This is a genomic window from Xanthomonas sp. BRIP62415, from assembly GCF_003993515.1.
In the GTDB taxonomy this organism is placed as follows: Bacteria; Pseudomonadota; Gammaproteobacteria; order Xanthomonadales; family Xanthomonadaceae; genus Xanthomonas; species Xanthomonas euroxanthea.
This window is the reverse complement of record NZ_QEZH01000032.1, coordinates 18,385-41,756: the sequence shown is the minus strand read 5'-3', so window position 1 is coordinate 41,756 and position 23,372 is coordinate 18,385. Positions and strand designations below refer to the sequence as shown.

The window sequence follows — 23,372 nt, the reverse complement described above, 5'->3', positions numbered from 1 at the left end:
GCGGTGAATCCAGCCATGTGGCCAAGGCGCTGCCGTGCGCGGCCCAGGGCCGGCGGGCACGGCCGGATCGTCCGGCTGGCGGGCGGCGGCATCGCGCAGCAACGGTCGCCAACAGCCTGCAACGGCCTGCCATCACCCCATACCGGCGCAGGATCGGCGAGAATCCACCGCCACTCACGAAGGACCCCCGCATGGCCGGTGCCAGCCTGTTCACCCTGCTCGACGACATCGCCACATTGCTGGACGACGTTTCCATCCTGACCAAGGTCGCGGCCAAGAAGACCGCCGGCGTGCTTGGCGACGACCTGGCGCTCAATGCACAGCAGGTCACCGGCGTCACTGCCGACCGCGAGCTGCCGGTGGTGTGGGCAGTGGCCAAGGGGTCGCTGATGAACAAGGTGATCCTGGTGCCGGCGGCGCTGGCGATCAGCGCCCTGGAGGCCTGGCTGCGCGGGCGCGGTTACAACGTGCCGCTGGTGATGCCGCTGATGATGATCGGCGGTGCTTACCTGTGCTTCGAGGGCGTGGAGAAGCTGGCCCACAAATTCCTGCACAACGAGGAAGACGAAGCGCAGCGGCATGCCGAACGCACCCGCGCGCTGGCCGACGAGAGCGTGGACGTGGTGGCGCTGGAAAAGGACAAGGTCAAGGGCGCGATCCGCACCGACTTCATCCTGTCGGCGGAGATCATCGTGCTGTCGCTGGGCGTGGTGGCGGGAGTGTCGTTCGGCCAGCAGGTTGCAGTGCTGGTGGCGATCGCGCTGGCGATGACCATCGGCGTGTACGGCCTGGTCGCGGCCATCGTCAAGCTGGACGACCTGGGCCTGTACCTGACCAACAAGGGCGCAGCCCTGGCTGCGCTGGGGCGCGGCATCCTGGTGGCCGCTCCGTGGCTGATGAAGTTCCTGTCGGTGGCCGGCACGCTGGCAATGTTCCTGGTCGGCGGCGGCATCCTGGTGCACAACATCCCGGCGCTGCACCACACCGTGCAGGACCTGACCACGTCGGCCGGTGGCATGGGCTGGCTGGTCGATGCGTTGGGCAACATGCTGGTGGGCGTGGTGGCCGGTGCGGTCGTGCTGGGCGCGGTGATGCTGTTCCAGAAGCTGCGCGGCAAGCCGGCGGCGCACTGATCCGCGCGGCGGCGGGCCGGGCGCGGGATGGGCGCCCGGGCCGGCGCGCCGTGATCGCCCCGCGTGCTGGATCAGCCGGCACGCCATAGCCGGCGGAAATCGCTGTCAACACGGCTCTGCTCGGGCCGCCGCGCCAACGGCGCCGCCCTGCACGGCCACGCCACCCTGTGCCGAGGAGCGCACCGGGCGGCGGTCTTCACCGCTCCAGGCAGGGCAGATGCCCCCTGCGTTCCGCCGACGGTCGTGCTCAGTCGGCGCTGACCACGCGATTCTTGCCGGCCGACTTGGCCTCGTACATGGCGCGGTCGGCACGGCGGATGACATCGTCCTGGGTTTCGTCGAGATGGCGCAGCGCCACGCCGCCGCTGAAGCTGACGAACAGGCGCACGTCGTCGTGCAACAGCGAGCGTTGCGCCAGCGCGCGCTGCAGGCGGATCACCGCCGCACTGGCTTCGAAGATGGTGGAGTCCGGCAACAGCAACACGAACTCCTCGCCGCCGAAGCGGGCGATGGCATCGGTGGTGCGCAGCACCGACTTGGCCACGTCCACCGTATGGCGCAGCGCGGCGTCGCCGCCGGCATGGCCGTGGGTCTCGTTGAGGCGGCGGAAGTCGTCCAGATCCAGCATCGCCACGCACAAGGGTTGGCCGCCGCGCTGGGTACGGGCGGCCTCGCGCTGGAACAGCTCTTCGAAGCCGCGGCGGTTCAGCGCCCCGGTCAGCTGGTCTTCGCGCACCAGGCCGGCCACGTCCTTGAGTTCCTGTTCCAGCAGGGCGATGCGCTGCTCGGCGTCCTCGACCTGGCGACGTGCGGCGAGCAGCTCGTCGCGCGCGGCCAGCGCCTGCGCCTGCACGCCGGCGGTGTCCTGCAACACGTCCTGCAGCAGGCGATTGAGGTCGGGAATGCTGCGAGCGTCGCCGATCGCCTGCGAATAGCCGGCAACGCGATCGTGGTACTCGCCGGTGCTGGTGGCCATGCCGTCGAGCCGGTCGACGAAGGACACCATCATCTCGCGCATGGCGGTCTTGGAGTCGGCAATGCCTTGCTTGAGCAGGCCCTGCTTGTAGATGACCTCGCGCAGGGTGCCGCGTGCCTGCTCGATCGAGCCGACATCCAGCGGCCCGGAGATCAGCTGCCGCACCACCGAGATCTGCCCCTGCAGCCAGCTGCGATCGTCCAGCAGTTCGCCCACGTTCTCCAGCAACAGGTCGAACAGGCCCAGCAACAGGTTCTGCTGCTCGCTGGCATCTTCGGCACGCAGGCCGATCTGATGACTCAGTTCGCGCAAGCGTTGGTCCAGGGTGATCAGTTCATGGCCGGGGCGCCAGTGGCGCAGCGCCGATGCCAGGGTCTGTGCTTCTTCGGCCAGCTCCGGGCTGCGTTGCAGCAGCGTGGCCAAGGCATTGCCCAGTGCGTGACGCAGCAGGTCGCGCAGCTGCTCGGCTTCGGTGCGCCCTTCGGCCAGCGAGTCGCCGGTATCGATGGTGCGGATGTACTTGTCGATCAATTGCCGCAAGGCGCGGCCGTAGCCGGGCCAGTCGCCGGCCGCATAGGCCGCGCTCAGGCGCACGCCCATATCGCCGAGTTCGCCATGCAGGCTGGTGATGCCCTCGGCGAAGGCCAGCAGCAAGGCCTCCGGGTGCGCGGCATGCGAGAACAGGCGCATCAGCAGGGCGGTGGCGGCAGCCGGGTCGTGCGCGCCGGACTTGTTCTTGGCCGGCACCAGCTGATGCGCGGCCAGGCCGTGCCCGCCGCCGACCACGCTGGGCAGGGCGGCGGCCGGGCGTGCGCTGTCCGCGCCACCCCAGGGCAACAGGCGGCGCAGCCCACCACGTGGGCGGCTTGGAAGTTCAGGCTGGTCTGCCATGCGCCGGGGTCTCGGAAAGTCGTGATGCTACCGCTGGTTATCGGCGTGCAAGCGTCTTGCTTAAGCGGTCCGGACAGGTCTGCGCAGTTCCAGCCTGCGCGCACGATGGCCGGCGATGGTCGAAAGGCGATGCCGACCTGTGGCTGAACAAGTCAGGCGGGACTGGCAGGCGCCGCGGCCAGCGCCTGCTTCCGGTGCGTTTCAACAACCACGCACCACGGCGGGGATGTCATCACACGGCGACGCGCCGCTTATGCCGGGACGTACACGCGACCATGCGCAAGGGAATGTCGGTGTCGCAGAAAAGTCAGCACGTATTCACGCATATTTTATTTGCCCGGGGTGTAGATTCATCTCAAGGACGACGTGGAGTACGCGCGTTGGCCCCGCTCCTCATTCGTAGCAGGTCGTCTGGCTGAATCGGCAGATGATGGTTGTCGCTTCGCTGTTTTCCGTCTCCACCCACTTTACGACGGACGTTTAGATGGTTGCCATGATGCCGCTTCACGCCACTACCGCACGCTTTGAACGCAGTACGTTGCTCCCCACTCTGAAGAAGAGCGGGCGACCGCGTGACGCACGCGGGCGCTTCATTCGCCATCACGAACGTCTGCCGGTGTCGCCGGCCGATACCCGCGGCGCCTTGTTCGTGGTGTCGGAGATGGCGGACTTTATCAAGGCTGGCGGCCTGGGCGATGTGGCGGCGGCGCTGCCGCGCGCGCTGCGCCATCGCTACGACGTGCGGGTACTGATCCCCGGCTACCGCGCAGTGCTGGCGCGCGCGGGCAAGGTGGAGATCGTCGGCCGGGTATTGGCGCATGCGGCACTGCCGGCCTGCGACATCGGCCGCATCGTGCAATCGGACGGCCTGCCGATCTACATCCTGCTGTCCAAGGAATTGTTCGAGCGCGACGGGTCGCCTTATGTGAGCACCAGCGGGTCGGAGTTCGAAGACAACGCGATCCGCTTTGCCACCTTGTCGCATGCCGCCGCGCAGATCGCCGCCGGCCACGCCGGGCTGGGCTGGAAGCCGCGCCTGCTGCACCTCAACGACTGGCCGTGCGCGCTGGCTGCCGCCTATGTGCGCTGGTCCGGCGGCACCACGCCGTGCCTGTTGACCATCCATAACCTGGCCTACCAGGGCCTGGTGCCGTATTCGATGGCCGCTGCGCTGGGCATCCCCGCCGAGCGCGTGGCCGAGCTGGAGTTCTACGGGCAGATGTCGTTCCTGCGTGGCGGCATCGTGCATGCCGACCACGTCAACACGGTCAGCGTCAGCTATGCCCAGCAGATCACCGGCCCGGCGCAGGGCTGTGGCCTGGACCGCCTGCTGGCCGGTCGCGCCGCCAAGGGCGCGCTGACCGGCATCGTCAACGGCATCGACGCCAGCTGGGACCCGCGCACCGACGAATATCTGGACACGCATTTCAGCGTGAATCAGTGGCAGGGCCGGCAGGCCAACGCCGCGCAGGTGCGCAAGGCCTTCGGGCTGCGCGAGAGCACCGGCCCGCTGTTTGCGGTGGTATCGCGGCTGGTGCACCAGAAGGGCCTGGACCTGATTTGCGAAGTCGCCCCGCAGATCGTGGCCGCTGGCGGCCAGATCGCGGTGATCGGCGGCGGCGAGCCGGAGATCGAGCAGCAGGTCGCCGAGCTGACCCGGCGCTATCCCGGCCAGGTGGGTGCCTTCATCGGGTTCGAGGAAGGCCTGGCGCGGCGCATGTTTGCCGGTGCCGACTTCCTGCTGATGCCGTCGCGCTTCGAGCCGTGCGGCCTGAGCCAGATGTACGCGCAGCGCTTTGGCTGCCTGCCGATCGCGCACGCCACCGGCGGCCTGATCGACACGGTGGATGACGGCGTCACCGGTTTCCTGTTCCAGCACGCCAGCGCCGAGGCCTTGCGCCGTTGCCTGGAGCGCGCATTCCGTACCTTCCGCCTGCCCAGCCTGCTGTCGGCGATGCGCCGCGCGGCGATGTTGCGTCCCAGTGGCTGGGATGTGGCGGGCAAGAAGTACCTCTCGCTGTACGAACGCACCGCCGCAACCGCTCCCGCGCTTGCGACGGTGTCATGAGCGAACGGCTGGGCGTGCAGGGGCAGGAGACGGAAACGACGGCGGTGACCATGGACGGGATCTCGGATTCAGCGCAGAGCGTGCAGGCGCTGGCCGCTGGCCTGCCTGCCGATGCATTCGCGGTCCTGGGCCCGCATGTCCAGGCCGACGGCCGCCGTCTGGTGCGCGTGTTGGCGCCCGGTGCCGAGGCCATGGGCCTGATCGATCCGCGCGGCAAGTTGCTGGCGCGCATGCAGGCCGGCCCGGTCGATGGCGTGTTCGAGGGCGTGCTGGCGGTCGAAGGACCGTATCGGCTGCGCATCGTGTGGCCGGACGTGGTGCAGGAGATCGAAGACCCTTACGCCTTTGCTGCCACGCTGGACGAATCCATCCTGCTGCAGATCGCTGCCGGCGACGGCCAGGCCTTGCGTTGCGCCCTGGGTGCCCGGCACCTGCGCTGCGACGATGTGCCGGGGGTGCGCTTTGCGGTGTGGGCGCCGCATGCGCAGCGCGTGGCGGTGGTGGGCGATTTCAACGGCTGGGACGTACGCCGGCATCCGATGCGCCAGCGCATCGGTGGGTTCTGGGAGCTGTTCCTGCCGCGCGTGGAAGCCGGCACGCGTTACAAGTACGCCATCACCGCTGCCGATGGCCGCGTCTTGCTCAAGGCCGACCCGGTGGCGCGCCAGAGCGAATTGCCGCCGGCCACCGCCTCGGTGGTGCCGGGCGCGGCAGCGTTCGGCTGGACCGACGCGGCCTGGATGGCCGCGCGCGATGCCCGTGCCGCGCCGGCGCCGCTGTCCATCTATGAAGTGCACGCCGCGTCCTGGCGACGCGATGGGCACAACCAGCCGCTGGACTGGCCGGGGCTGGCCGCACAGCTGATTCCCTATGTGCAGCAGCTCGGCTTCACCCATATCGAGTTGCTGCCGATCACCGAACATCCATTCGGCGGCTCCTGGGGCTACCAACCGCTGGGGCTGTATGCGCCGACGGCGCGCCACGGCAGCCCGGACGGCTTTGCCCAGTTCGTCGACGCCTGTCATCGCGCCGGCATCGGCGTGATCCTGGACTGGGTCAGCGCGCACTTTCCCGATGACGCCCACGGCCTGGCGCAGTTCGACGGCGCGGCGGTGTACGAGCATGCCGACCCGCGCGAGGGCATGCATCGCGACTGGAATACGCTGATCTACAACTACGGCCGGCCCGAAGTGACCGCCTACCTGCTGGGCAGCGCGCTGGAGTGGATCGACCACTACCATCTGGACGGCCTGCGCGTGGACGCAGTGGCCTCGATGCTGTATCGCGACTATGGCCGTGCCGAAGGCGAGTGGGTGCCCAACGCGCATGGCGGCCGCGAGAATCTGGAAGCCGTTGCCTTCCTGCGCCAGCTCAACAGCGAGATTGCCGCGCGCTTCCCCGGTGTACTGACCATCGCCGAAGAGTCCACCGCCTGGCCAGGCGTGACCGCGCCGATCAGCGAGGGTGGCCTGGGCTTCACCCACAAATGGAACATGGGCTGGATGCACGACACGCTGCACTATATGCAGCGCGATCCGGCCGAGCGCGCGCAGCACCATAGCCAGCTCACCTTCGGTCTGGTGTACGCGTTCTCCGAGCGTTTCGTGCTGCCGATCTCGCACGACGAAGTGGTGCACGGCACCGGTGGCCTGCTCGGTCAGATGCCTGGCGACGACTGGCGGCGCTTTGCCAACCTGCGCGCGTATCTGGCGCTGATGTGGGCGCATCCGGGCGACAAACTGCTGTTCATGGGCGCCGAATTCGGCCAGTGGAACGACTGGAATCACGATCAGTCGCTGGACTGGCATCTGCTCGACGGGGCCGCGCATCGCGGCGTGCAGCAACTGGTCGGCGATCTCAATGCCGCATTGCGACGGGTGCCGGCACTGTATCGCGGCACGCATCGTGCCGACGGCTTCGACTGGAGCGTGGCCGACGACGCGCGCAACAGCGTGCTGGCGTTCATCCGCCACGATCCCGAGGGCGGCGCACCCTTGCTGGCGGTGAGCAACCTCACTCCGCGACCGCACCACGACTATTGCGTCGGCGTGCCGCGTGCCGGCGGCTGGCGCGAAATCCTCAACACCGACAGTGCCCATTACGGTGGCAGCAACCTCGGCAACAGCGGTCGCCTGGCGACCGAGCCGATGGGCATGCACGGGCACGCACAACGCCTGCGCCTGACCCTACCGCCGCTGGCCACGATCTATCTGCAAGCGGAGAAATAGCAATGAACGAGCGCAATGACACCACGCCGGCATGGGGCGCATGGCCAGCGGGTGAGGGACAGGTGCGCTTCGCGCTCTGGGCACCGGATGCCAGGAGCGTGGAGGTGGTCTTCGACGACGGCGCGCGCGTCGCGTTGCAGGCCGCGCAGGATGGCTTCTTCAGTGCGGCGATCGACTGCGCGGCCGATGCGCGCTATCGCTACAGCGTCGATGGTGGCGAACCGGTGCCGGATCCGGCCTCACGCTGGCAGCCCGAGGGCGTGCATGGCCCCAGCGCCGTGCAGCCAACCGACGGCTACGCCTGGCAGAACACCCAGTGGCAGGGACGGCCGTGGGACGAGGCGGTGATCTACGAACTGCATGTCGGCACCTGCGGCGGCTATGCCGGCGTGCAGGCGCAATTGCCGCAGCTGGCGGCGATGGGCATCACCGCGATCGAGCTGATGCCGCTGAGCGCATTCCCGGGCGCGCACAACTGGGGCTACGACGGCGTGCTGCCGTACGCGCCGGTGGAAGCCTATGGCACGCCGGACCAGTTGAAGGCGCTGATCGACGCCGCGCACGGACACGGCCTGATGGTGTTGCTGGATGTGGTCTACAACCACTTCGGCCCGGACGGCAATTATCTGCACAGCTATGCCGCCCCGTTCTTCAACGAGGACAAGCCCACTCCGTGGGGCGCGGCGATCGATTTCCGCAAGCCGCAGGTGCAGCGTTACTTTCTCGACAATGCGCTGATGTGGCTGCACGAATACGGCTTTGACGGCCTGCGCCTGGACGCGGTGCATGCGATCACGCCGAACGCGTTCCTGGATACCCTGCGGCAGACCGTGCAGGCCAGCCTGCCGGCCGGCCGCCACGTGCACCTGGTGCTGGAAAACGAGGCCAACCAGGCCTCGCAGCTGCAACGCGGCTACACCGCGCAATGGGACGACGATTTCCACAACGCCCTGCATGTGCTGCTGACCGGCGAAGCCGAAGGCTATTACGCCGCCTTCGCCGACAAGCCCACCGAGCACCTGGCGCGCGTGCTTGGCGAAGGCTTCGCCTACCAGGGCGAGCCGGACCCGCGCGGGCATGTGCGTGGCGAGCCGAGCGGGGCGCTGCCGCCGCACAAGTTCGTGGTCTTCGCGCAGAACCACGACCAGATCGGCAACCGGGCGCGCGGCGAGCGGCTGAGCGTGCTGGTCTCGCCGCAGCGCCTGCGCGCTGCGCTGGCGCTGACGACGCTGACGCCGATGATTCCGCTGTTCTTCATGGGCGAGCCGTGGGGCGCCGAACAGCCATTTCTGTTCTTCACCGATTTCGGCCCGCCGCTGGACGATGCGGTGCGCGAAGGGCGGCGCCGTGAATTTGCGCACTTCGCCGCATTCGCCGACGAAGCGCAGCGCGCCACCATTCCCGATCCGAACAGCCACGACACCTTTGCTGCCTCGCGCGCGCCGATCGAAGACGCCGCCCGCGGCGATGGCGTGCAGTGGACAGCCTGGTTCACCGCGCTGCTGGGCGTACGCCGCCAGTGGCTGGTCCCGGGGCTGGCACAGGCGCGCGCGGTGGGCGCCGAGGTGCTGGCCGACGGTGCAGTGACCGCCAGCTGGGAATTGCCCGACGGGCTGTGGCATGTCGCCTTCAACGTGGGTGCCGCGGCGGTGCCGATGCCGCCGCTGCGCGGACGCGTGGCGCATGCCGAAAACGTCGCCGCCGACGCGCAGCAGTTGCCGGTCGATGGCTTCATCGCCTGGCATGAGGCGCGCGCATGAGTACGCGCGATCTGAGCAGAAGCGATCTGCATGCGCTGGCCGGCGCGGCCGGGGTGATGGTGGACTGGGTGGATGCCAGCGACCAGCCGCGGCAGGTGGCCGAGCCATCGCTGCATGCGGTGCTCACCGCGCTGGAATTGCCTGCCGGCACCGCCACGCAACGCGAAGACAGCCTGCGTCGCTGCAAGGCGCAAGCCACCGAGCCGGCGCCGCTGCTGACCGTGCAGGTGGCCGAGCTGTTGCCGGTGTCGGTTGCCGCCAACGCCAGCGGCCGTTGGGTGGACGACAGCGGCGCCAGCGAGCCGGCGCGTGCCGATGCGCAGGGCCAGGTGCGTGCGCCGCAGCGTTTCGGTTATTGGACGCTGCAGATCGGCAACCTGACCCAGCAGGTCGCGGTTGCCCCGCAACGCTGCTTCAGCGTGGCCGATGCCTGTGGCCTGCCGGCACCGCGTGCCTGGGGCATGGCGTTGCAGGTGTATTCGGCGCGCAGCATCGACGATGCCGGCATTGGCGATGCTGCGGGCACGGTGGAATGGGTGCGGCATGCCGCACTGGCCGGTGCCGATGCGCTGGCGCTGAGCCCGGTGCATGCCGCGCGCCCGGTCACTGGCGGCTACAGCCCGTATTCGCCCAGCGACCGGCGCTTCCTGGATCCGCTGCATGCCGCGCCGGTGCGCGTGCTGGGCGAGCGCGCGCTGGAGGCCATCAACGAGGTGCCCGGCCTGCGCGAGCGCTTCGATACGCTGCACCACGGCGCCCTGATCGACTGGCCGGCCTCCGCGCAGGCCAAGTGGCAGTTGCTGCGTCATCTGTACACCCGCGTGCCCGCCGATCACCCCGATCTGCTCGCCTTCCGCAGCGAGGGCGGCGCGGCGCTGGAAGGCTTTGCGCGGTTTGCCGCGCAGGATTTCGGCGATGGCGATCCGCAACTGCACGTGTTCACGCAATGGTTGGCGGCGCGCAGCTGGTCCGATGCACAACGCGAGGCGCACGAGCGCGGCATGAAGATCGGGTTGATCGCCGATCTGGCGGTCGGCTTCGATCCCAATGGCGCCGAAGCCGCGGCGGCCGCCGACACCGTGCTGCGTGGCCTGGTGCTGGGCGCGCCGCCGGACGCCTTCAATGCCGACGGCCAGCATTGGGGCATCGGCGCATATTCGCCCACCGCGTTGCGGCGCAGCGGCTATGCGCCATACATCGCGCTGCTGCGCGCGGTGCTGCGCGATCGCGGCGGCATCCGTATCGACCATATTCTGGGCTTGATGCGGCTGTGGGTGGTGCCCGAAGGGGCCAGCTCCAACGAAGGCGCGTATCTGGCCTATCCGCTGCACGACCTGCTCAATCTGCTCGCGCTGGAATCGTGGCGGCACCGGGCGATCGTGATCGGCGAAGACCTCGGCGTGGTGCCGCCCGGCATCCGCGAGGAACTGTCGCGGCGCGGGGTGATGGGCATCGATGTGTTGATGTTCACCCGCGACGACGACGGCGCCTTCGTCTCGCCGGCGTTGTGGCGGCCGGATGCGTTGGCCACCACCACCACGCACGATCTGCCGACGCTGACCGGCTGGCGCGAAGGCCGTGATATCGACTGGCGGCGCAGGCTGGACCTGATCCAGCCCGCGCAGGCCAAGGACGATGCCGCGGCCCGCATCCAGGATGTGGCACGCCTGGATGCAGCGGTCGAACACACCGGACTCAGCGCTGACGACCCGCTGCTGGGCGCGCTGCGCTTCACCGCCACCAGCGTGTCGCCACTGGCCCTGCTGCCGGTGGAAGATGCGCTGGCGCTGGAAGAACAACCCAATCTGCCGGGTACCGTCGAGGTCCATCCCAACTGGCGTCGACGCCTGCCCGATCCCTTGCCGCATGCGCGCCTGAGTACGGCGCTGCAGGGCTTTGCCGAGGCGCGTCGCGTCGCGGCCGTTTCGGAACCGCATCCATGATCGAGCTTCGCGCCACCGCCCGCCTGCAGCTGCATGTCGGCTTCACCCTGCACGATGCGCTTGCGCAGGTGCCGTACTACGCCGGGCTGGGCATCAGCCATCTGTACCTGTCGCCGATCGGCACCGCAGTGCCCGGCTCCACGCACGGCTACGACAATATCGACCCGACCGTGGTCAATCCCGAGCTCGGCGGCGAAGACGCGCTCATCGCCCTGTCGCAGGCCGCGCGCGAGCACGGCATGGGCCTGATCGCCGACATCGTGCCCAACCACATGGCCACGCATGCGGACAACGCGTGGTGGTGGGATGTGCTGCGCAACGGCCGCAGTGCCAAGCATGCCGACTGGTTCGACATCGATTGGCGCGCGCCCGGGCGCGACGGCAAGTTGTGGCTGGCGGTGCTGGACCGCCCGTATGCCACCGCACTGGCCGAAGGCCTGATCACCCTGGTGGTCGAGGACGACGGCAGCGCGGCACTGGCGCACTACGACCAGCGGTATCCGATCCGTCCGCAGACGCTGGAAGTGCCTGAAAAGGCTGCGCGTGCGCAATGGCTGCGCGACTACAACGACGGCGCCAAGCGCGGCGATGGCCGTCTGCACAAGCTGATCGAGCGCCAGCCGTACCGCCTGAACTGGTGGCGCGTGGGCAACGACATGCTCAACTACCGTCGCTTCTTCGACATCACCTCGCTGGTGGCGTTGCGGGTGGAGCTGCCGGCGGTGTTCGACGCGGTGCATGCGCTGCCGCTGCGGCTGGTGACCGAGGGCCATCTGGACGGCCTGCGCATCGACCATGTGGACGGGCTGACCGATCCCACCGGCTATGTGCGCAAGCTGCGCAGCCGGCTGGATGCGGCCGGCCGCACGCGTGGCCTCAAGCCCGGCACCCTGGGCCTGTATCTGGAAAAGATCCTGGCGCCCGGCGAGCACCTGCCGGCCGACTGGCCCTGCGATGGCACCACCGGTTACGACTTCATGGACCAGGTCGGCGGCGTGCTGCATGACGCGGCCGGCTTCAAGCCGCTGGCGCGTGCCTGGCAGAAGGTGAGCGGGCGCAGTGGCGACTTCGCACAGGAAGAACGCGCCGCCCGCGACGAGATCCTGCGTGGCCCGCTGCAGACCGAATTCAATCGCGCCGTCGGTGCGTTGTCGGCATTGGCGCGGCTGGACCCGCCCACGCGCGAGTTCAGCCCGCAGATGCTGGCGCGCGGCCTGTGCGTGTTGCTGCGCTGGTTCCCGGTGTACCGCACCTACGCCGGTGCCAAGGGCGTGACCGGCAGCGAAGCCGAGCGCCTGCGCGCCACCGCCGCGCGTGCGCGCGAGGGCATGCCGGAGTCCATCGTTGCGGCCGTCGATGCGATCGAACGCTGGCTGCTCGACGATGCCGGCGCCGACCGCGCGCAGGTCGCCCTGCGGCGCATTCTGCGTCGTCGCGTGGAGCAGTTGTCCGCACCGCTCAATGCCAAGTCGGTGGAAGACACCGCGTTCTACCGGCACGGCGTGCTGTTGTCGCGCAACGAGGTCGGCAGCCATCCGACCCACTTCGCCAACGAGGCGGCCGACTTCCACGCGCAGAATCTCGAACGCGCCAAGCACTTCCCGCGCGCGTTGCTGGCCACCGCCACGCACGACCACAAGCGCGGCGAAGACCTGCGCATGCGGCTGGCGGTGCTGTCCGAGCAACCGCGCTGGTGGATCGAGCAGAGCACCCGGTTCGATGCCTTGGCCGAGACGCTGGAGGCACCGGCACTGGCCGGCGGCGACCAGCAGATGCTCTGGCAGACCCTGGTGGCCGCCTGGCCGATCGGCCTGGGTGCCGACCAGACCGAGCCGCTGGCCGAGTACGCCGAGCGCATTGCGCAGTGGCTGCTCAAGGCCGTGCGCGAGGCCAAGTTGCACACCAGCTGGACCGACGGCTCGCCGGCCTACGAACAGGCCGTGCAGGCCACCGTGGAGCAGGTGCTGTGCAGCCGCGCCGGGTTGCCGCTGCGGCGGGCGCTGCTGCGCGCCAGCAACCACATCGCCGCGGCCGGTGCGCGCAACGCGCTGGTGCAGACCACGTTGCGCCTGACCGTGCCGGGCGTGCCCGACCTGTACCAGGGCACCGAAGGCTGGGATCTGTCGCTGGTGGACCCGGACAACCGCCGCCCGGTCGACTACGCGCAGCGCCAGCAGTGGCTGGCGCAGGCACGCGACTGGAACACGCTGCTGCGCAGCTGGCGCGATGGTGCGGTCAAGGCACGTCTGACCGCACTGCTGCTGCAGTTGCGGGCCGAACATCCGGCGCTGTTCGCCAAGGGCGACTACCAGCCCCTGACCGTGACCGGCAGCGGCGATGCGCAGGTGCTGGCGTTCCGCCGCCAGTACCGCGGGCAGTCGCTGGTGGTGGCAGTCACGCGGCTGGGGGCCGGCAACGCGGGCGATGGCGATCTGCCGCTGCTGGTGCCGCCGGCCAGCTGGGGTCAGGCGGCGTTGGCATTGCCGCAGGCCAGTTACCGTAATGTGCTCGATGGCAGCACGGTGCAGCCGCAAGGCGGCCGCGTGGCGATATCCACGCTGTTTGCACGTGCGCCAGTGGCAGTGTTGTTGACCCCCTAAGAGAACGTACGCAATGAACGACACGGAACGGCAGGCGCGGCTTCGCCAGTTGGCACAGGAGATCTGGGAGGCCGAAGGCCGCCCGGACGGCCACGCAGATCGGCACTGGGCCATGGCCGAGCGCCTGGTGGATGCCGAAGAGCGCGCCGCCGAGCAGGCCGGCCCGCCGGCGAGTGCACGCCAGTAACGGTCACTCTGTCACCCTGCATGGCTCACCCTGCAGGCTGCGCCATGTCAGGGTGAGCGTGCACAGGCACGCAGGCAGCCGCATTCGCTCAGCGTTTTGAGTTCACCGTTCTCAGGAGTTACCGATGGCCACCCGCAAGTTCACTCAGCGCTCGCGCATCCGCGAAGGCCGTCCCAACCCGCTCGGCGCCACCTGGGATGGCCTGGGGGTCAATTTCGCGCTGTATTCGCGCAACGCCACCCGGGTGGAGCTGTGCCTGTTTGACGAGCGTGGCCGCGAGCAGGAGCGCCTGGCGCTGCCCGAATATACCGACGAGGTCTGGCACGGCTATCTGCCCGACGCACGCCCCGGCCAGCTGTACGGCTATCGCGTGCATGGACCCTATGCGCCCGATGCCGGGCATCGCTTCAACCACAACAAGCTGCTGCTGGACCCGTATGCCAAGCAGATCGTCGGCGAGCTCAAATGGGCGCCGCACCTGTTCGGCTACACCATTGGCCACCGCGACAAGGATCTGAGCTTCGATCGCCGCGACAGTGCCGCGTTCATGCCCAAATCCGCGGTGATCGACCCGGCCTTCACCTGGGGCCAGGACCGCCCGCCGCAGACGCCGTGGAACCGCACGGTGATCTACGAGGCGCACGTGCGTGGGCTGAGCATGCTGCACCCGTCGGTGCCGCCGGAAAATCGCGGCACGTTCTCGGCGCTGAAGACCGACGAGCTGATCGACCACATCAGCTCACTCGGCGTCACCGCAGTGGAACTGCTGCCCGTGCACGCCTTCGTCGACGATCAATACCTGCTGGAAAAAGGCCTGCGCAACTACTGGGGCTACAACACCCTGGGGTTCTTCGCCCCACAGGCGCGCTACATGTCCACGCGCACCGTGGCCGAGTTCAAGCAGATGGTGGCGCGGCTGCATCACGCCGGGCTGGAAGTGCTGCTGGACGTGGTCTACAACCACACCGCCGAAGGCAACGAGCTGGGGCCGACGCTGTCGTTCAAGGGCATCGACAACGCCAGCTACTACCGCCTGGCCGACGATCGCCGCTTCTACATCAACGACACCGGCACCGGGAACACCTTCGACCTGACCAATGTCGGCGCGCTGCGCATGGTGATGGACTCGCTGCGTTACTGGGTGCAGGAAATGCATGTCGATGGTTTCCGCTTCGACCTGGCCACCATTCTCGGGCGCGAGCGTTATGGCTTCGATCCATCGGGCAGCTTTCTCGATGCGGTGCGCCAGGATCCGGTGCTGAGCCAGACCAAGCTGATCGCCGAGCCCTGGGATATCGGTCCAGGCGGTTACCAGGTGGGCAATTTCCCGCCCGGCTGGGTGGAGTGGAACGACAAGTTCCGCGACAACGTGCGCGCGTTCTGGCGTGGCGACGGCGGCCAGCTGGCCGAACTGGCCACGCGCCTGACCGGTTCGGCGGACCTGTTCAACCACAGCGGTCGTCGCCCCACCGCATCGGTCAATTTCGTCACCGCGCACGATGGCTTCACCCTGCGCGATCTGGTCAGCTACGAAGGCAAGCACAACTTCGCCAACGGCGAAGAGGGCAGGGACGGCAGCGACCACAATATCTCGGCCAACTACGGTGTCGAGGGCGACACCAACGATCCCGCCATCAAGCAGCTGCGCCGTCAGCAGATGCGCAACCTGCTGGCCACGTTGCTGCTTTCGCAAGGCACGCCGATGCTGCTGGCCGGCGATGAGTTCGGCCATAGCCAGAACGGCAACAACAACGCGTATTGCCAGGACAACGAACTGACCTGGATCGACTGGACTGCTGCCACCAAGGCCGCTGCCGCCGATCAGGCTGCGTTCGTGCGGCGGTTGATCCGTATCCGCCAGCGTTATCCGCTGCTGCATCGCGCCCGCTTCTTCGACGGCAAGTTCGATGAAGCGCTGGGTTTGAAGGATCTCACCTGGCTGGCGCCGGACGGCCACGAGATGGACGAAGCCAGCTGGCACGACCCGGAAGCGCGCGCGCTGATGCTGCGGCTGGATGGCCGCTCGCCGACCACCGGCCTGCGCGAGATCGCCGCCAACGTGACCTTGCTGATGCTGATCAATGCCGCCTCCACCAGCGTGTCGTTCACGCTGCCGGCGATGCATGACGAGCACTGGCGCGTGCTGGTCGACACCGCGCGCCACGGCGGCCGCGTGGTGGCCGGCGGCAGCGAATGGAAGGCCCCGGCGCACTCGCTGACCTTGCTCGCAGTAGAGCGCGATCGCATCGCCAGCAGCGCGCGCATCGTCTCCGAGGGCGCGCGCTGATGGCGGGGGTGATCTGATGGATGTGTTGCTGGCAGGGGCCACCGGTCTGGTCGGTAGACATGCCCTGCAACAACTCCTGGCCGATGCGCGCTGTACCGGCGTGGTGGCGATCACGCGCCGGCCGTTGTCCCAGATCCACCCCAAGCTGCGCAACCAGGTGATCGATTTCGATCGCCTGGACCACTGGACCGCACCGCGCATGGAGGCGGCCATCTGCGCCCTGGGCAGCACGATGAAACAGGCCGCCTCGCGCGAGGCCTTCTACCGCATCGACCATGATTATCCGATGGCGCTGGCACGCGCGGCCTGCGCGCAGGGCACCTCGGTATTCGTGCTGAATTCGGCCGCCGGTGCCGATGCGCACTCGCGCATCTTCTACAACCGCGTCAAGGGCGAGCTGGAACGCGACCTGCGCGCGGTCGGCTTCCCCTCGCTCACCTTCGTACGCCCGGGGCTGATCGGCGGCGAACGTGAGCAGCGGCGCACCGGCGAACACATCGGCAGCCTCGTGCTGGGCGCGCTCGGTCCGCTGCTGCCACGCCGCTTCCGCCTCAACCCGGCCGAACGCATCGCCGCCGCCATGGTGGGCGCCGCGCTGGCACCGGCGCGTGGCGAGCACAGTGTCGAGGCGGCGGAGCTGGCTGTCTAACGCTGTCTCAACGCCTCGTCGCGAGGCAGTCGGTCGGATAGATGTGAGAAGCCGCCGTGTCGTAGGAGCGCGCTGTCGCGCGACGGGGCGTTACCGATAAAGCTCCGTCGCGCGCGGGCACGCTCCTACGGGTCCATGCAGCGGATCGGCATCTTCGCCAGCGAACATCCCTACTCACACCCTCAATGACTGCCCGCCATCCACCGCCAGCACCTGCCTATAGTCGCGAGGGTGCCGAGACATAGGACTGGCTGTCCGCCGTGTGGTAGGAGCGCGCTGGCGTGCGATGAGGCGTTACCGGTAAAGCCTCATTGCGCGCCGCGCTCCTACAAATGCGCGCGTAGCGGATCGGCGTTTTCGCCATTACAAATACCTTGCCTACACCCCAGCGACTGCCAAATCGTCCACCGCCAGGGCTCGCCCATAGCTGCGAGGGTGCCGCAGAAATAGGACTGGCTGCCAGCTGTGTCGTAGGAGCGTGCCTGCGCGCGACGCGGCGTTACCGATAAAGCTCCGTTGCGCGCAGGCACGTTCCTACGGGTCCACGCGGCGGATCGACATCTTCGCCAGCGCAAACATCCCCACTCACACCCCCAGCGACTGCCCGCCATCCACCGCCAGCACCTGCCCGGTGATCCAGCGCGCCTGCGGCGATGCGAGAAACAACGCCGCATCGGCGATGTGCTGCACTTGACCGAATCCCCCGAACGGGATGCTGTCGCGGATGCGTGCATATAGCTCCGGTTCTTCATCGCGGCGCCGGGCCCATAGCCCGTCGGGGAATTCGATCGAGCCCGGTGCGATCGCGTTGACGCGGATGCGCTCGCGTGCGAGTTCGGCGGCCAGCGTGGTGGTGTAGTAATTGAGCGCCGCCTTGGCGGTGGAATAGGCGATCGCACGCGGCGTGGGACGTTGCGCATTGATCGAGCTGATATTGAGGATCACCGCCGCGTCGCTGTTGCGCAGGTGCGGTAGCGCGGCGCGATTGCAGCGCACTGCGGCCATCAGATCCACGTCCAGGCCGGCTTGCCAGCTCGCATCGTCGTTGCCGTGTCCATAACCGGAGGCATTGTTGATCACCACGTCCAGACCATTGAGTGCCTGCGCTGCGGTCTCCACATAAGCCTCGATTTGCGCAGCATCCGACAGGTCGCAGGCGAAGGTGTGTACCGTGGCTCCATGAGGCGCCAACGCGTGGGCGGCCTGTGCGAGGCCATCGGCATTGCGTGCGCATAGCGAGACCTGCGCGCCGTTGCGCACGAACGCGTCGGCAATGGCCAGGCCGATGCCACGGCTGCCGCCTGCGATCAGCACGCGTTGATTGCGCGGCGAGATTTGCGTGGGTGCTGCGGAAATGGACATGGCGGACACTCGATCGGAAACCGACATTATCGAGCAGCCCGGTCATGACGCGGTGCCCGGTGCCGTTGCAGTGTTGAACGCAGCATCGCAATGTCTGCTGTCCCTTTCACTCTTCCACCGCTTCTGCCAACGACGCGTCGACCACCGCGCATAGCGGGTTGGCGATCTACTGCGCTCATCCCCAGGCGCGCGCGGCCGGGGCTCGGAATTGCATGTGCCACGCGTACACTCAGGTTTTGAGCGCACCGTCCACACGCCCCGAGCGATTGCTCGCTACGTTGTTTTGTCAGTCACCCTAATGGCGGTGCGCAGCGCTGCGCTATGCGCCAGCTTGGAAGCCATGCACCGGCACCTGTCTGCGGTCGCGTGCGCTGTCATCTGCGTGCAACACGGTGTACGCGCAGCTTGCGACGCAAGCCTCATCACCAAGCATGATCAGCTCATGCGTTTTCGGTTGTTCGCTACTAACCATTTGTTTACACGCTTGCATCGCGCTGCGGGCAAAACGTGCGGGTCATTCAGTGGGAGTTGCACATGGAAACCCATATCACCGTCATCGGTGCCGGCTTTTGCGGCACCGCGCTGGTCCGTGCACTGGCGCAGACGGCCGATGCGCAGGTGCGCATCACCCTGGTCGGCGTGGCCGATACCTTCGGCAGCGGCATCGCCTATGGCGCCGCGCGGCCGGAGCACCTGCTCAACGTGCGCGCCAAGGACCTGGGAATTGATGCGCAGGCGCCAGGCGCCTTCGCCGACACCTTGCACCTGGGCGACAGCGGGCGGCTGGAATTCCTGCCGCGGCTTGCCTATGGCGATTATCTGCGCAGCGAGCTGGATACCGCGGTCAGTGGCGCGCAGGCGTCGATCGTGCGGCTGTCGCAGGAAGCGGTAGCAGTGGAGCGTGCACGCCAGGGCTTCCGCGTGTTCCTGGCCAATGGCGACGCCTTCCACAGCGACCGGGTGGTGCTGGCGGTGGGCGCATTGCAGCCGCAGGCGCTGGCCGGCATCGGTCCGCGGCTGAGCGTGCATCCGCGCTATATCGGCTGGCCGTGGCAGGGCGATGCCCTGGCGCGCCTGGCGCCGGACGACGACGTGCTGATCGTCGGCACCGGGCTGACCATGGTGGACGTGGCATTGACCCTGCACACGCGCGGGCATCGCGGTCGCCTGCTGGCGATTTCGCGGCGCGGCCTGGCGCCGCAGGCGCATCTGCGCCAGCCGGGCGCGGCGCTGGAGTTGCCGCCGCATCTGCAGCGCGCACTCAAGGATGCCGACCTGCGCGGCCTGCTGCGCGGCGTGCGCCAGCTGAGCGCCGTGGTCGACGACTGGCGACGCGTGGTGGATGCCTTGCGCCCGCATCTGCAACCGCTGTGGCAGCGGCTGGAGCTGCCGCAGCGTGCGCGTTTCCTGCGCCATCTGCGCCCGTATTGGGAAGTGGCGCGGCATCGGGTTGCGCCGGGCGCGGCGGAGCAGCTGGCGCAATTGCAGGAATCGGGGCAGCTGCAGATCGTTGCAGCGCGGCTGCTGCGTGCGCGTTGGGTGCCCGATGGTGTGGAGGCGGTGATCCGCCCGCGTGGATCGGCCGACGCGCAGACCGCTCATTACGATGCGGTGATCCGCGCCACAGGGTTGGATACCGATATCGACCGCACCAGTGACCCGCTGATCGCCGGCATGCGCGAAGCCGGGCTGCTGCGTGCCGACCCGCTGGGCCTGGGCGTGGACACCGATGCGCAACTGCGCGTGCGCGACGGTGCCGGGCAGATCGTGCCGGGGCTGTATTGCGTGGGCCCGCTGCTGCGCGGGCGTTACTGGGAAATCACCGCCGTGCCGGAGTTGCGCGTGGCCACGCGCGCCCTGGCAGAACGTCTGTTGCTGGGGGCGATGCCGGCGTTACAGCCAGAGCCGGAACAGGTGCCGCGCGAGGTCAATGGGCGTTTGTAGCGAATGTGCGTTCATTCCGACGTCTTTACGGACGGCCGGGCGTTGAAGCTTCGACGATCGCGGGTTCCAGCCCTTCTCCCATCGAGAGAGGGGGGCGCGCCCGCGCCGGATGGGGGCGCGCGCGCAGCCTCGTGTGGTCAGAGGATTCTCTGAAAAAGGTCATTCCGGTCGACGCGCCAGCCGTAGGAGCGGACCTGGCCGCAACTGAGGCGTGACCGGCACCCGCGCAGCGCGTGACGCGTGCATCGGACACTTGCGTGATGCGCATACCGTCTGCCGTGTGCCGTCTTTCCCCTGTCATTTTTTCTGGCGCGGAAGACGCCCGATCACGCTGCAAGCAGCCTCTGCGCGCACGGGCATAGCCCGCATCTGGCAATTGCGTGCGGGCTTCGCCAAACAGCGCAATCATGCCGCGTGATGCGTAGCGCAGCGCAGCGGTGCAGACAGGACTAGGTCATGGTGATCGCCCTGGGCAGATGACCGTCCAGGGCGTTTGATTCCCCCGTCCGCCTGGAGTCCGCCATGCCCCGTCTTGCTCCCGCCACCTTGCTCGCCACGCTGTGCGCCTGTGCGCTGCCCGCCTGGGCCAGCGAATCGCTCAATACCCGTGCTGAAGTGCTCGCAGCCCTGGAATCCGGCTACGACGTCAGCCTGACCACCGACCTTGGCCGCTGCACACCCGAAGAGGGCACGCCCGTCACGCAGACCCGTGGCGGCCGCCATATCGAGGCGTACCGCATCACCGAAGACGGCACCGCCGCGTTCTCCGGTTCGCACTTCACCGTGGCCAACGACGGCAAGCCGATCCAGCAGTTCATGCGCTACCAACTGCGCCCGGATGGCAGCGTGCGTTTCACCACCTACATGTACGATCTGCCGGGCCTGCAGCAACGTGGGCCGGTGCTGGCGTATCAATGCACGATCAATCAAGGCATCCGCTTCCACGCCGATTGATCGCGCTGCACCGTGACGACTGCAGGCTGCAGTGCAGCGCCATCGCGTTGCCCTGCGGCCTGCAGCGGTCGGGCCGCGTGCCGATGCCATGCAATCGCCGCGGCTGGCGATTGCATGCTCGGGTCTTGCCTGGGTCACGTCACCGCGGTGACGACTGCTGTACTGCCACCGCCTCGGCGGCGCTGGATTGCCAGCCTCCGCCCAGCGCCCTGAAGGTGGCCACTGCACTGCGCGCTGCATCCGTGCGCGCCTGCACCTGCGCATCGGACGCGCGCAGCAGCGTGTCGTCGGCATTCAGCACTTCGATCAGGCTGACCGCGCCTTTCTCATAGGCCAGGGCCGAGGCGCCACGCGCCTTGCCGAGCGCCTCCACTCCCTGCGACAGCACCGCGGCCTGCTGCTCGCGCTTGACCAGCGCGGTGAATGCATTTTCGACGTCCTCGGTGGCGCGCAGGACCGCCAGGCGATACGCCGCCAGTTGCTCGGCTTCCTGACCCTTGGCCTGGGCGATCTGCGCATTGATGCGGCCGAAGTCGAACAGCCGCCAACGCAGCCCCAGCACACCGGACGACTGCGCGGCATCGCCGGTGAACAGGTTGCCGCCGGAGATGGCCGTGGCGCTGCCGAGCAGGCCGCTGAGCGAGAACTTGGGGTAGTACTCGCTCATGGCCACGCCGATGCGCGCGTTCGACGCTGCCAGCCTGCGTTCGGCGGCGATCAGATCGGGGCGGCGGCGCAGCAGGTCGCCGGGCGTGCCTGTGGCGGCGATCTGCGGTGCAAGCGGAATCGGCTTGGTGGCGGCCAGTTCCGCGCGGTGCGTGCCGGGCGGCACACCCAGCATCACGTCCAGGGCGTTCATCGCCGCGACCAGGCCACTTTCGATGCCGGGCACCGACGCCTGCGCCTGCGCAAGCGCGCCTTGCGCCTGGTGGAGTTGCAGCTCGGGCGCCAGTCCCTTGCCATGCAGCAGCGTCACCATCGACACCAGCCCCTGCTGGGTGGCGACCTGGCGCTGGGCCACCTCCAGCCGGGCCTGCAGGCCGCGGATGCTGATGTAGATATCGGCGGTCTGCGCCGCCACCGCCAGGCGGGTGGCGGCGGCACCGGCTTCGCTGGCCTGGTAGTCGGCCAGGGCGGCCTGGCGCCCGCGACGCAGGCCGCCGAACAGATCCAGTTCCCAGCTCGCGCCCAGGTTGGCTTCGTAGGTACTGGCATAGCGGTCGAAGTTGGGCGTGCTGCTGAGCACCTGGCCAAGCGGCGTTTCCAGCGACTGATAGGCGCGGGCCGCGTTGCCGCTGATGTTGCCCGAAGGCAGCAGCGCGGCGGTGGCGGCAGTCAGCCCGGCGCGGGCCTGGGTGACGCGTGCGGTGGCCTGGGCCAGGTCCAGGTTCTGCGCCAGCGCCTGGGTGACGTAGCGGCTCAGGTCCGGGTCGTTGAAGCCGGTCCACCAGGTGGCCAGGTCGGCCTGCACGGTGGCCTGGCGTTCAGCCACGGCGGCCTGGCCAAGGTAGCGATCCGGCACGGGCGCGTCCGGGCGGGCGTAGTCGGGGCCGACCGCACAACCTGCGGCGAGGCTGGCGGCAATAAGCGCTGCAAGGGTGCGGAGTGGCATGAGGAGACCAAAGTGGCGAAACGGTGAGTGACTGTAATACGAAATGGTCACTTTTGTAAGTCGGGGGCGACAGCGCTAAGCTGTCCAAATGAACAAAGCATCCAGTTACCCAGTTGCGGGCCGGGGCCCGGTCGATCACGACGTGCGCGACCAGATCGTGGCCGCAGCAGCCGACCACTTCAGTCGCTATGGCTACGAAAAGACCGCCGTGTCCGATCTGGCAAAGGAGATTGGATTCTCCAAGGCCTACATCTACAAGTTCTTCGCCTCAAAGCAGGCCATCGGCGAGGTCATCTGTGGCCAGTGCCTGCAGGAAATCAAGCTCGAGACGGCCGCGGCCGTTGCCCAGGCAACAACGCCGCAGGAGAAATTACGCAGTCTTTTCAAGGTGGTAGTCAACGAAAGCCTGCGCCTGCACGCACGCGGACCGAAGCTGTACGAGATTGCCACGTCTGCCTCGATCGAGCGGTGGCCCACGGTCCTCGTCTACGAAGCGCAGCTACAGGCGCTGCTGCAGGAGATCCTGGTGGAGGGGCGTTTGAGTGGTGACTTCGAGCGAAAGACGCCGCTGGACGAGGCGAGCCGGGCGATCTACCTGGTGATGCGGCCATACATCAATCCGCTGCTGCTGCAGCACAGCCTGGAGTACGCCGAAGAGGTCCCGGCGCTGTTGTCGAGTCTGGTATTGCGCAGTCTGGCGCCCTAGTTCGTTTGTGACTATTGACTGATTTGGTCACAAGTCTCAAGATGCGAGCCATCAACAGCTCGCTTTGAGACG

General features: G+C 68.0%; 15 protein-coding genes and 1 other RNA gene. 13 read left to right on the top strand and 3 right to left on the bottom strand.

The window, feature by feature from the left end:
- Positions 1-191: 191 nt before the first annotated feature.
- Complete coding sequence (locus EO141_RS17305) at positions 192-1,133, top strand: DUF808 domain-containing protein (protein ID WP_104649116.1); 942 nt, start codon at positions 192-194, stop codon at positions 1,131-1,133.
- Between the two features lie 247 nt (positions 1,134-1,380).
- Here the strand turns inward: EO141_RS17305 and EO141_RS17300 are convergent, their stop codons facing one another.
- Positions 1,381-3,000: a GGDEF domain-containing protein gene (locus tag EO141_RS17300; RefSeq protein WP_127169797.1), complete on the bottom strand. Its 1,620-nt coding sequence runs from the start codon at positions 2,998-3,000 to the stop codon at positions 1,381-1,383.
- Between the two features lie 484 nt (positions 3,001-3,484).
- On the opposite strand from EO141_RS17300, the gene glgA reads away from it, so the two are divergent.
- The 8 genes from glgA (at position 3,485) to EO141_RS17260 (ending at position 16,722) form a co-directional block, all read left to right on the top strand.
- Positions 3,485-5,068: a glycogen synthase GlgA gene (gene glgA, locus EO141_RS17295; RefSeq protein ID WP_164739275.1), complete on the top strand. Its 1,584-nt coding sequence runs from the start codon at positions 3,485-3,487 to the stop codon at positions 5,066-5,068.
- On the top strand, positions 5,065-7,296 hold the full coding sequence (locus EO141_RS17290; RefSeq protein WP_126945031.1) for a 1,4-alpha-glucan branching enzyme: 2,232 nt from the start codon (positions 5,065-5,067) through the stop codon (positions 7,294-7,296). The genes glgA and EO141_RS17290 overlap by 4 nt, the downstream gene beginning before the upstream one ends.
- Positions 7,297-7,298: 2 nt before the next feature.
- The gene (gene treZ / locus EO141_RS17285; RefSeq protein ID WP_127169796.1) at positions 7,299-9,056 is read left to right on the top strand and encodes a malto-oligosyltrehalose trehalohydrolase; all 1,758 of its coding nucleotides are present in this window, start codon (positions 7,299-7,301) and stop codon (positions 9,054-9,056) included.
- On the top strand, positions 9,053-10,999 hold the full coding sequence (locus EO141_RS17280; protein ID WP_164739274.1) for a 4-alpha-glucanotransferase: 1,947 nt from the start codon (positions 9,053-9,055) through the stop codon (positions 10,997-10,999). Before treZ ends, EO141_RS17280 begins: the two co-directional genes overlap by 4 nt.
- The gene (gene treY / locus EO141_RS17275) at positions 10,996-13,599 is read left to right on the top strand and encodes a malto-oligosyltrehalose synthase (protein ID WP_127169795.1); all 2,604 of its coding nucleotides are present in this window, start codon (positions 10,996-10,998) and stop codon (positions 13,597-13,599) included. Before EO141_RS17280 ends, treY begins: the two co-directional genes overlap by 4 nt.
- A 13-nt stretch (positions 13,600-13,612) precedes the next feature.
- Entirely contained in the window at positions 13,613-13,786 is a 174-nt protein-coding gene (locus tag EO141_RS17270; RefSeq protein ID WP_104649120.1) for a DUF2934 domain-containing protein, read from the top strand.
- A gap of 124 nt (positions 13,787-13,910) precedes the next feature.
- Complete coding sequence (gene glgX / locus EO141_RS17265) at positions 13,911-16,073, top strand: glycogen debranching protein GlgX (protein ID WP_115675758.1); 2,163 nt, start codon at positions 13,911-13,913, stop codon at positions 16,071-16,073.
- 16 nt (positions 16,074-16,089) lie between these two features.
- On the top strand, positions 16,090-16,722 hold the full coding sequence (locus EO141_RS17260) for an NAD(P)H-binding protein (protein ID WP_127169794.1): 633 nt from the start codon (positions 16,090-16,092) through the stop codon (positions 16,720-16,722).
- A 585-nt stretch (positions 16,723-17,307) separates the two neighbouring features.
- Here EO141_RS17260 and EO141_RS17255 read toward each other — a convergent pair.
- The gene (locus EO141_RS17255) at positions 17,308-18,084 is read right to left on the bottom strand and encodes an SDR family NAD(P)-dependent oxidoreductase (RefSeq protein WP_127169793.1); all 777 of its coding nucleotides are present in this window, start codon (positions 18,082-18,084) and stop codon (positions 17,308-17,310) included.
- 212 nt (positions 18,085-18,296) lie between these two features.
- Here EO141_RS17255 and EO141_RS17250 point away from each other — a divergent pair.
- From EO141_RS17250 to EO141_RS17240, 3 genes are all read left to right on the top strand, one after another.
- Positions 18,297-18,372, top strand: a non-coding RNA gene (locus EO141_RS17250) — sX9 sRNA.
- A 246-nt stretch (positions 18,373-18,618) separates the two neighbouring features.
- Positions 18,619-20,028 carry an FAD/NAD(P)-binding protein gene (locus EO141_RS17245; RefSeq protein WP_164739273.1) on the top strand — a complete coding sequence of 470 codons (1,410 nt, stop codon included), beginning with the start codon at positions 18,619-18,621 and terminating at the stop codon, positions 20,026-20,028.
- A gap of 522 nt (positions 20,029-20,550) precedes the next feature.
- Positions 20,551-20,982 (top strand): VirK family protein, encoded by a 432-nt coding sequence (locus EO141_RS17240; protein WP_115675762.1) that lies wholly within the window; start codon positions 20,551-20,553, stop codon positions 20,980-20,982.
- Positions 20,983-21,121: 139 nt separating this feature from the next.
- Here the strand turns inward: EO141_RS17240 and EO141_RS17235 are convergent, their stop codons facing one another.
- On the bottom strand, positions 21,122-22,594 hold the full coding sequence (locus EO141_RS17235) for a TolC family protein (RefSeq protein WP_127169792.1): 1,473 nt from the start codon (positions 22,592-22,594) through the stop codon (positions 21,122-21,124).
- Between the two features lie 88 nt (positions 22,595-22,682).
- On the opposite strand from EO141_RS17235, the gene EO141_RS17230 reads away from it, so the two are divergent.
- Positions 22,683-23,300 carry a TetR/AcrR family transcriptional regulator gene (locus tag EO141_RS17230; RefSeq protein WP_119129403.1) on the top strand — a complete coding sequence of 206 codons (618 nt, stop codon included), beginning with the start codon at positions 22,683-22,685 and terminating at the stop codon, positions 23,298-23,300.
- Positions 23,301-23,372 lie beyond the last annotated feature (72 nt).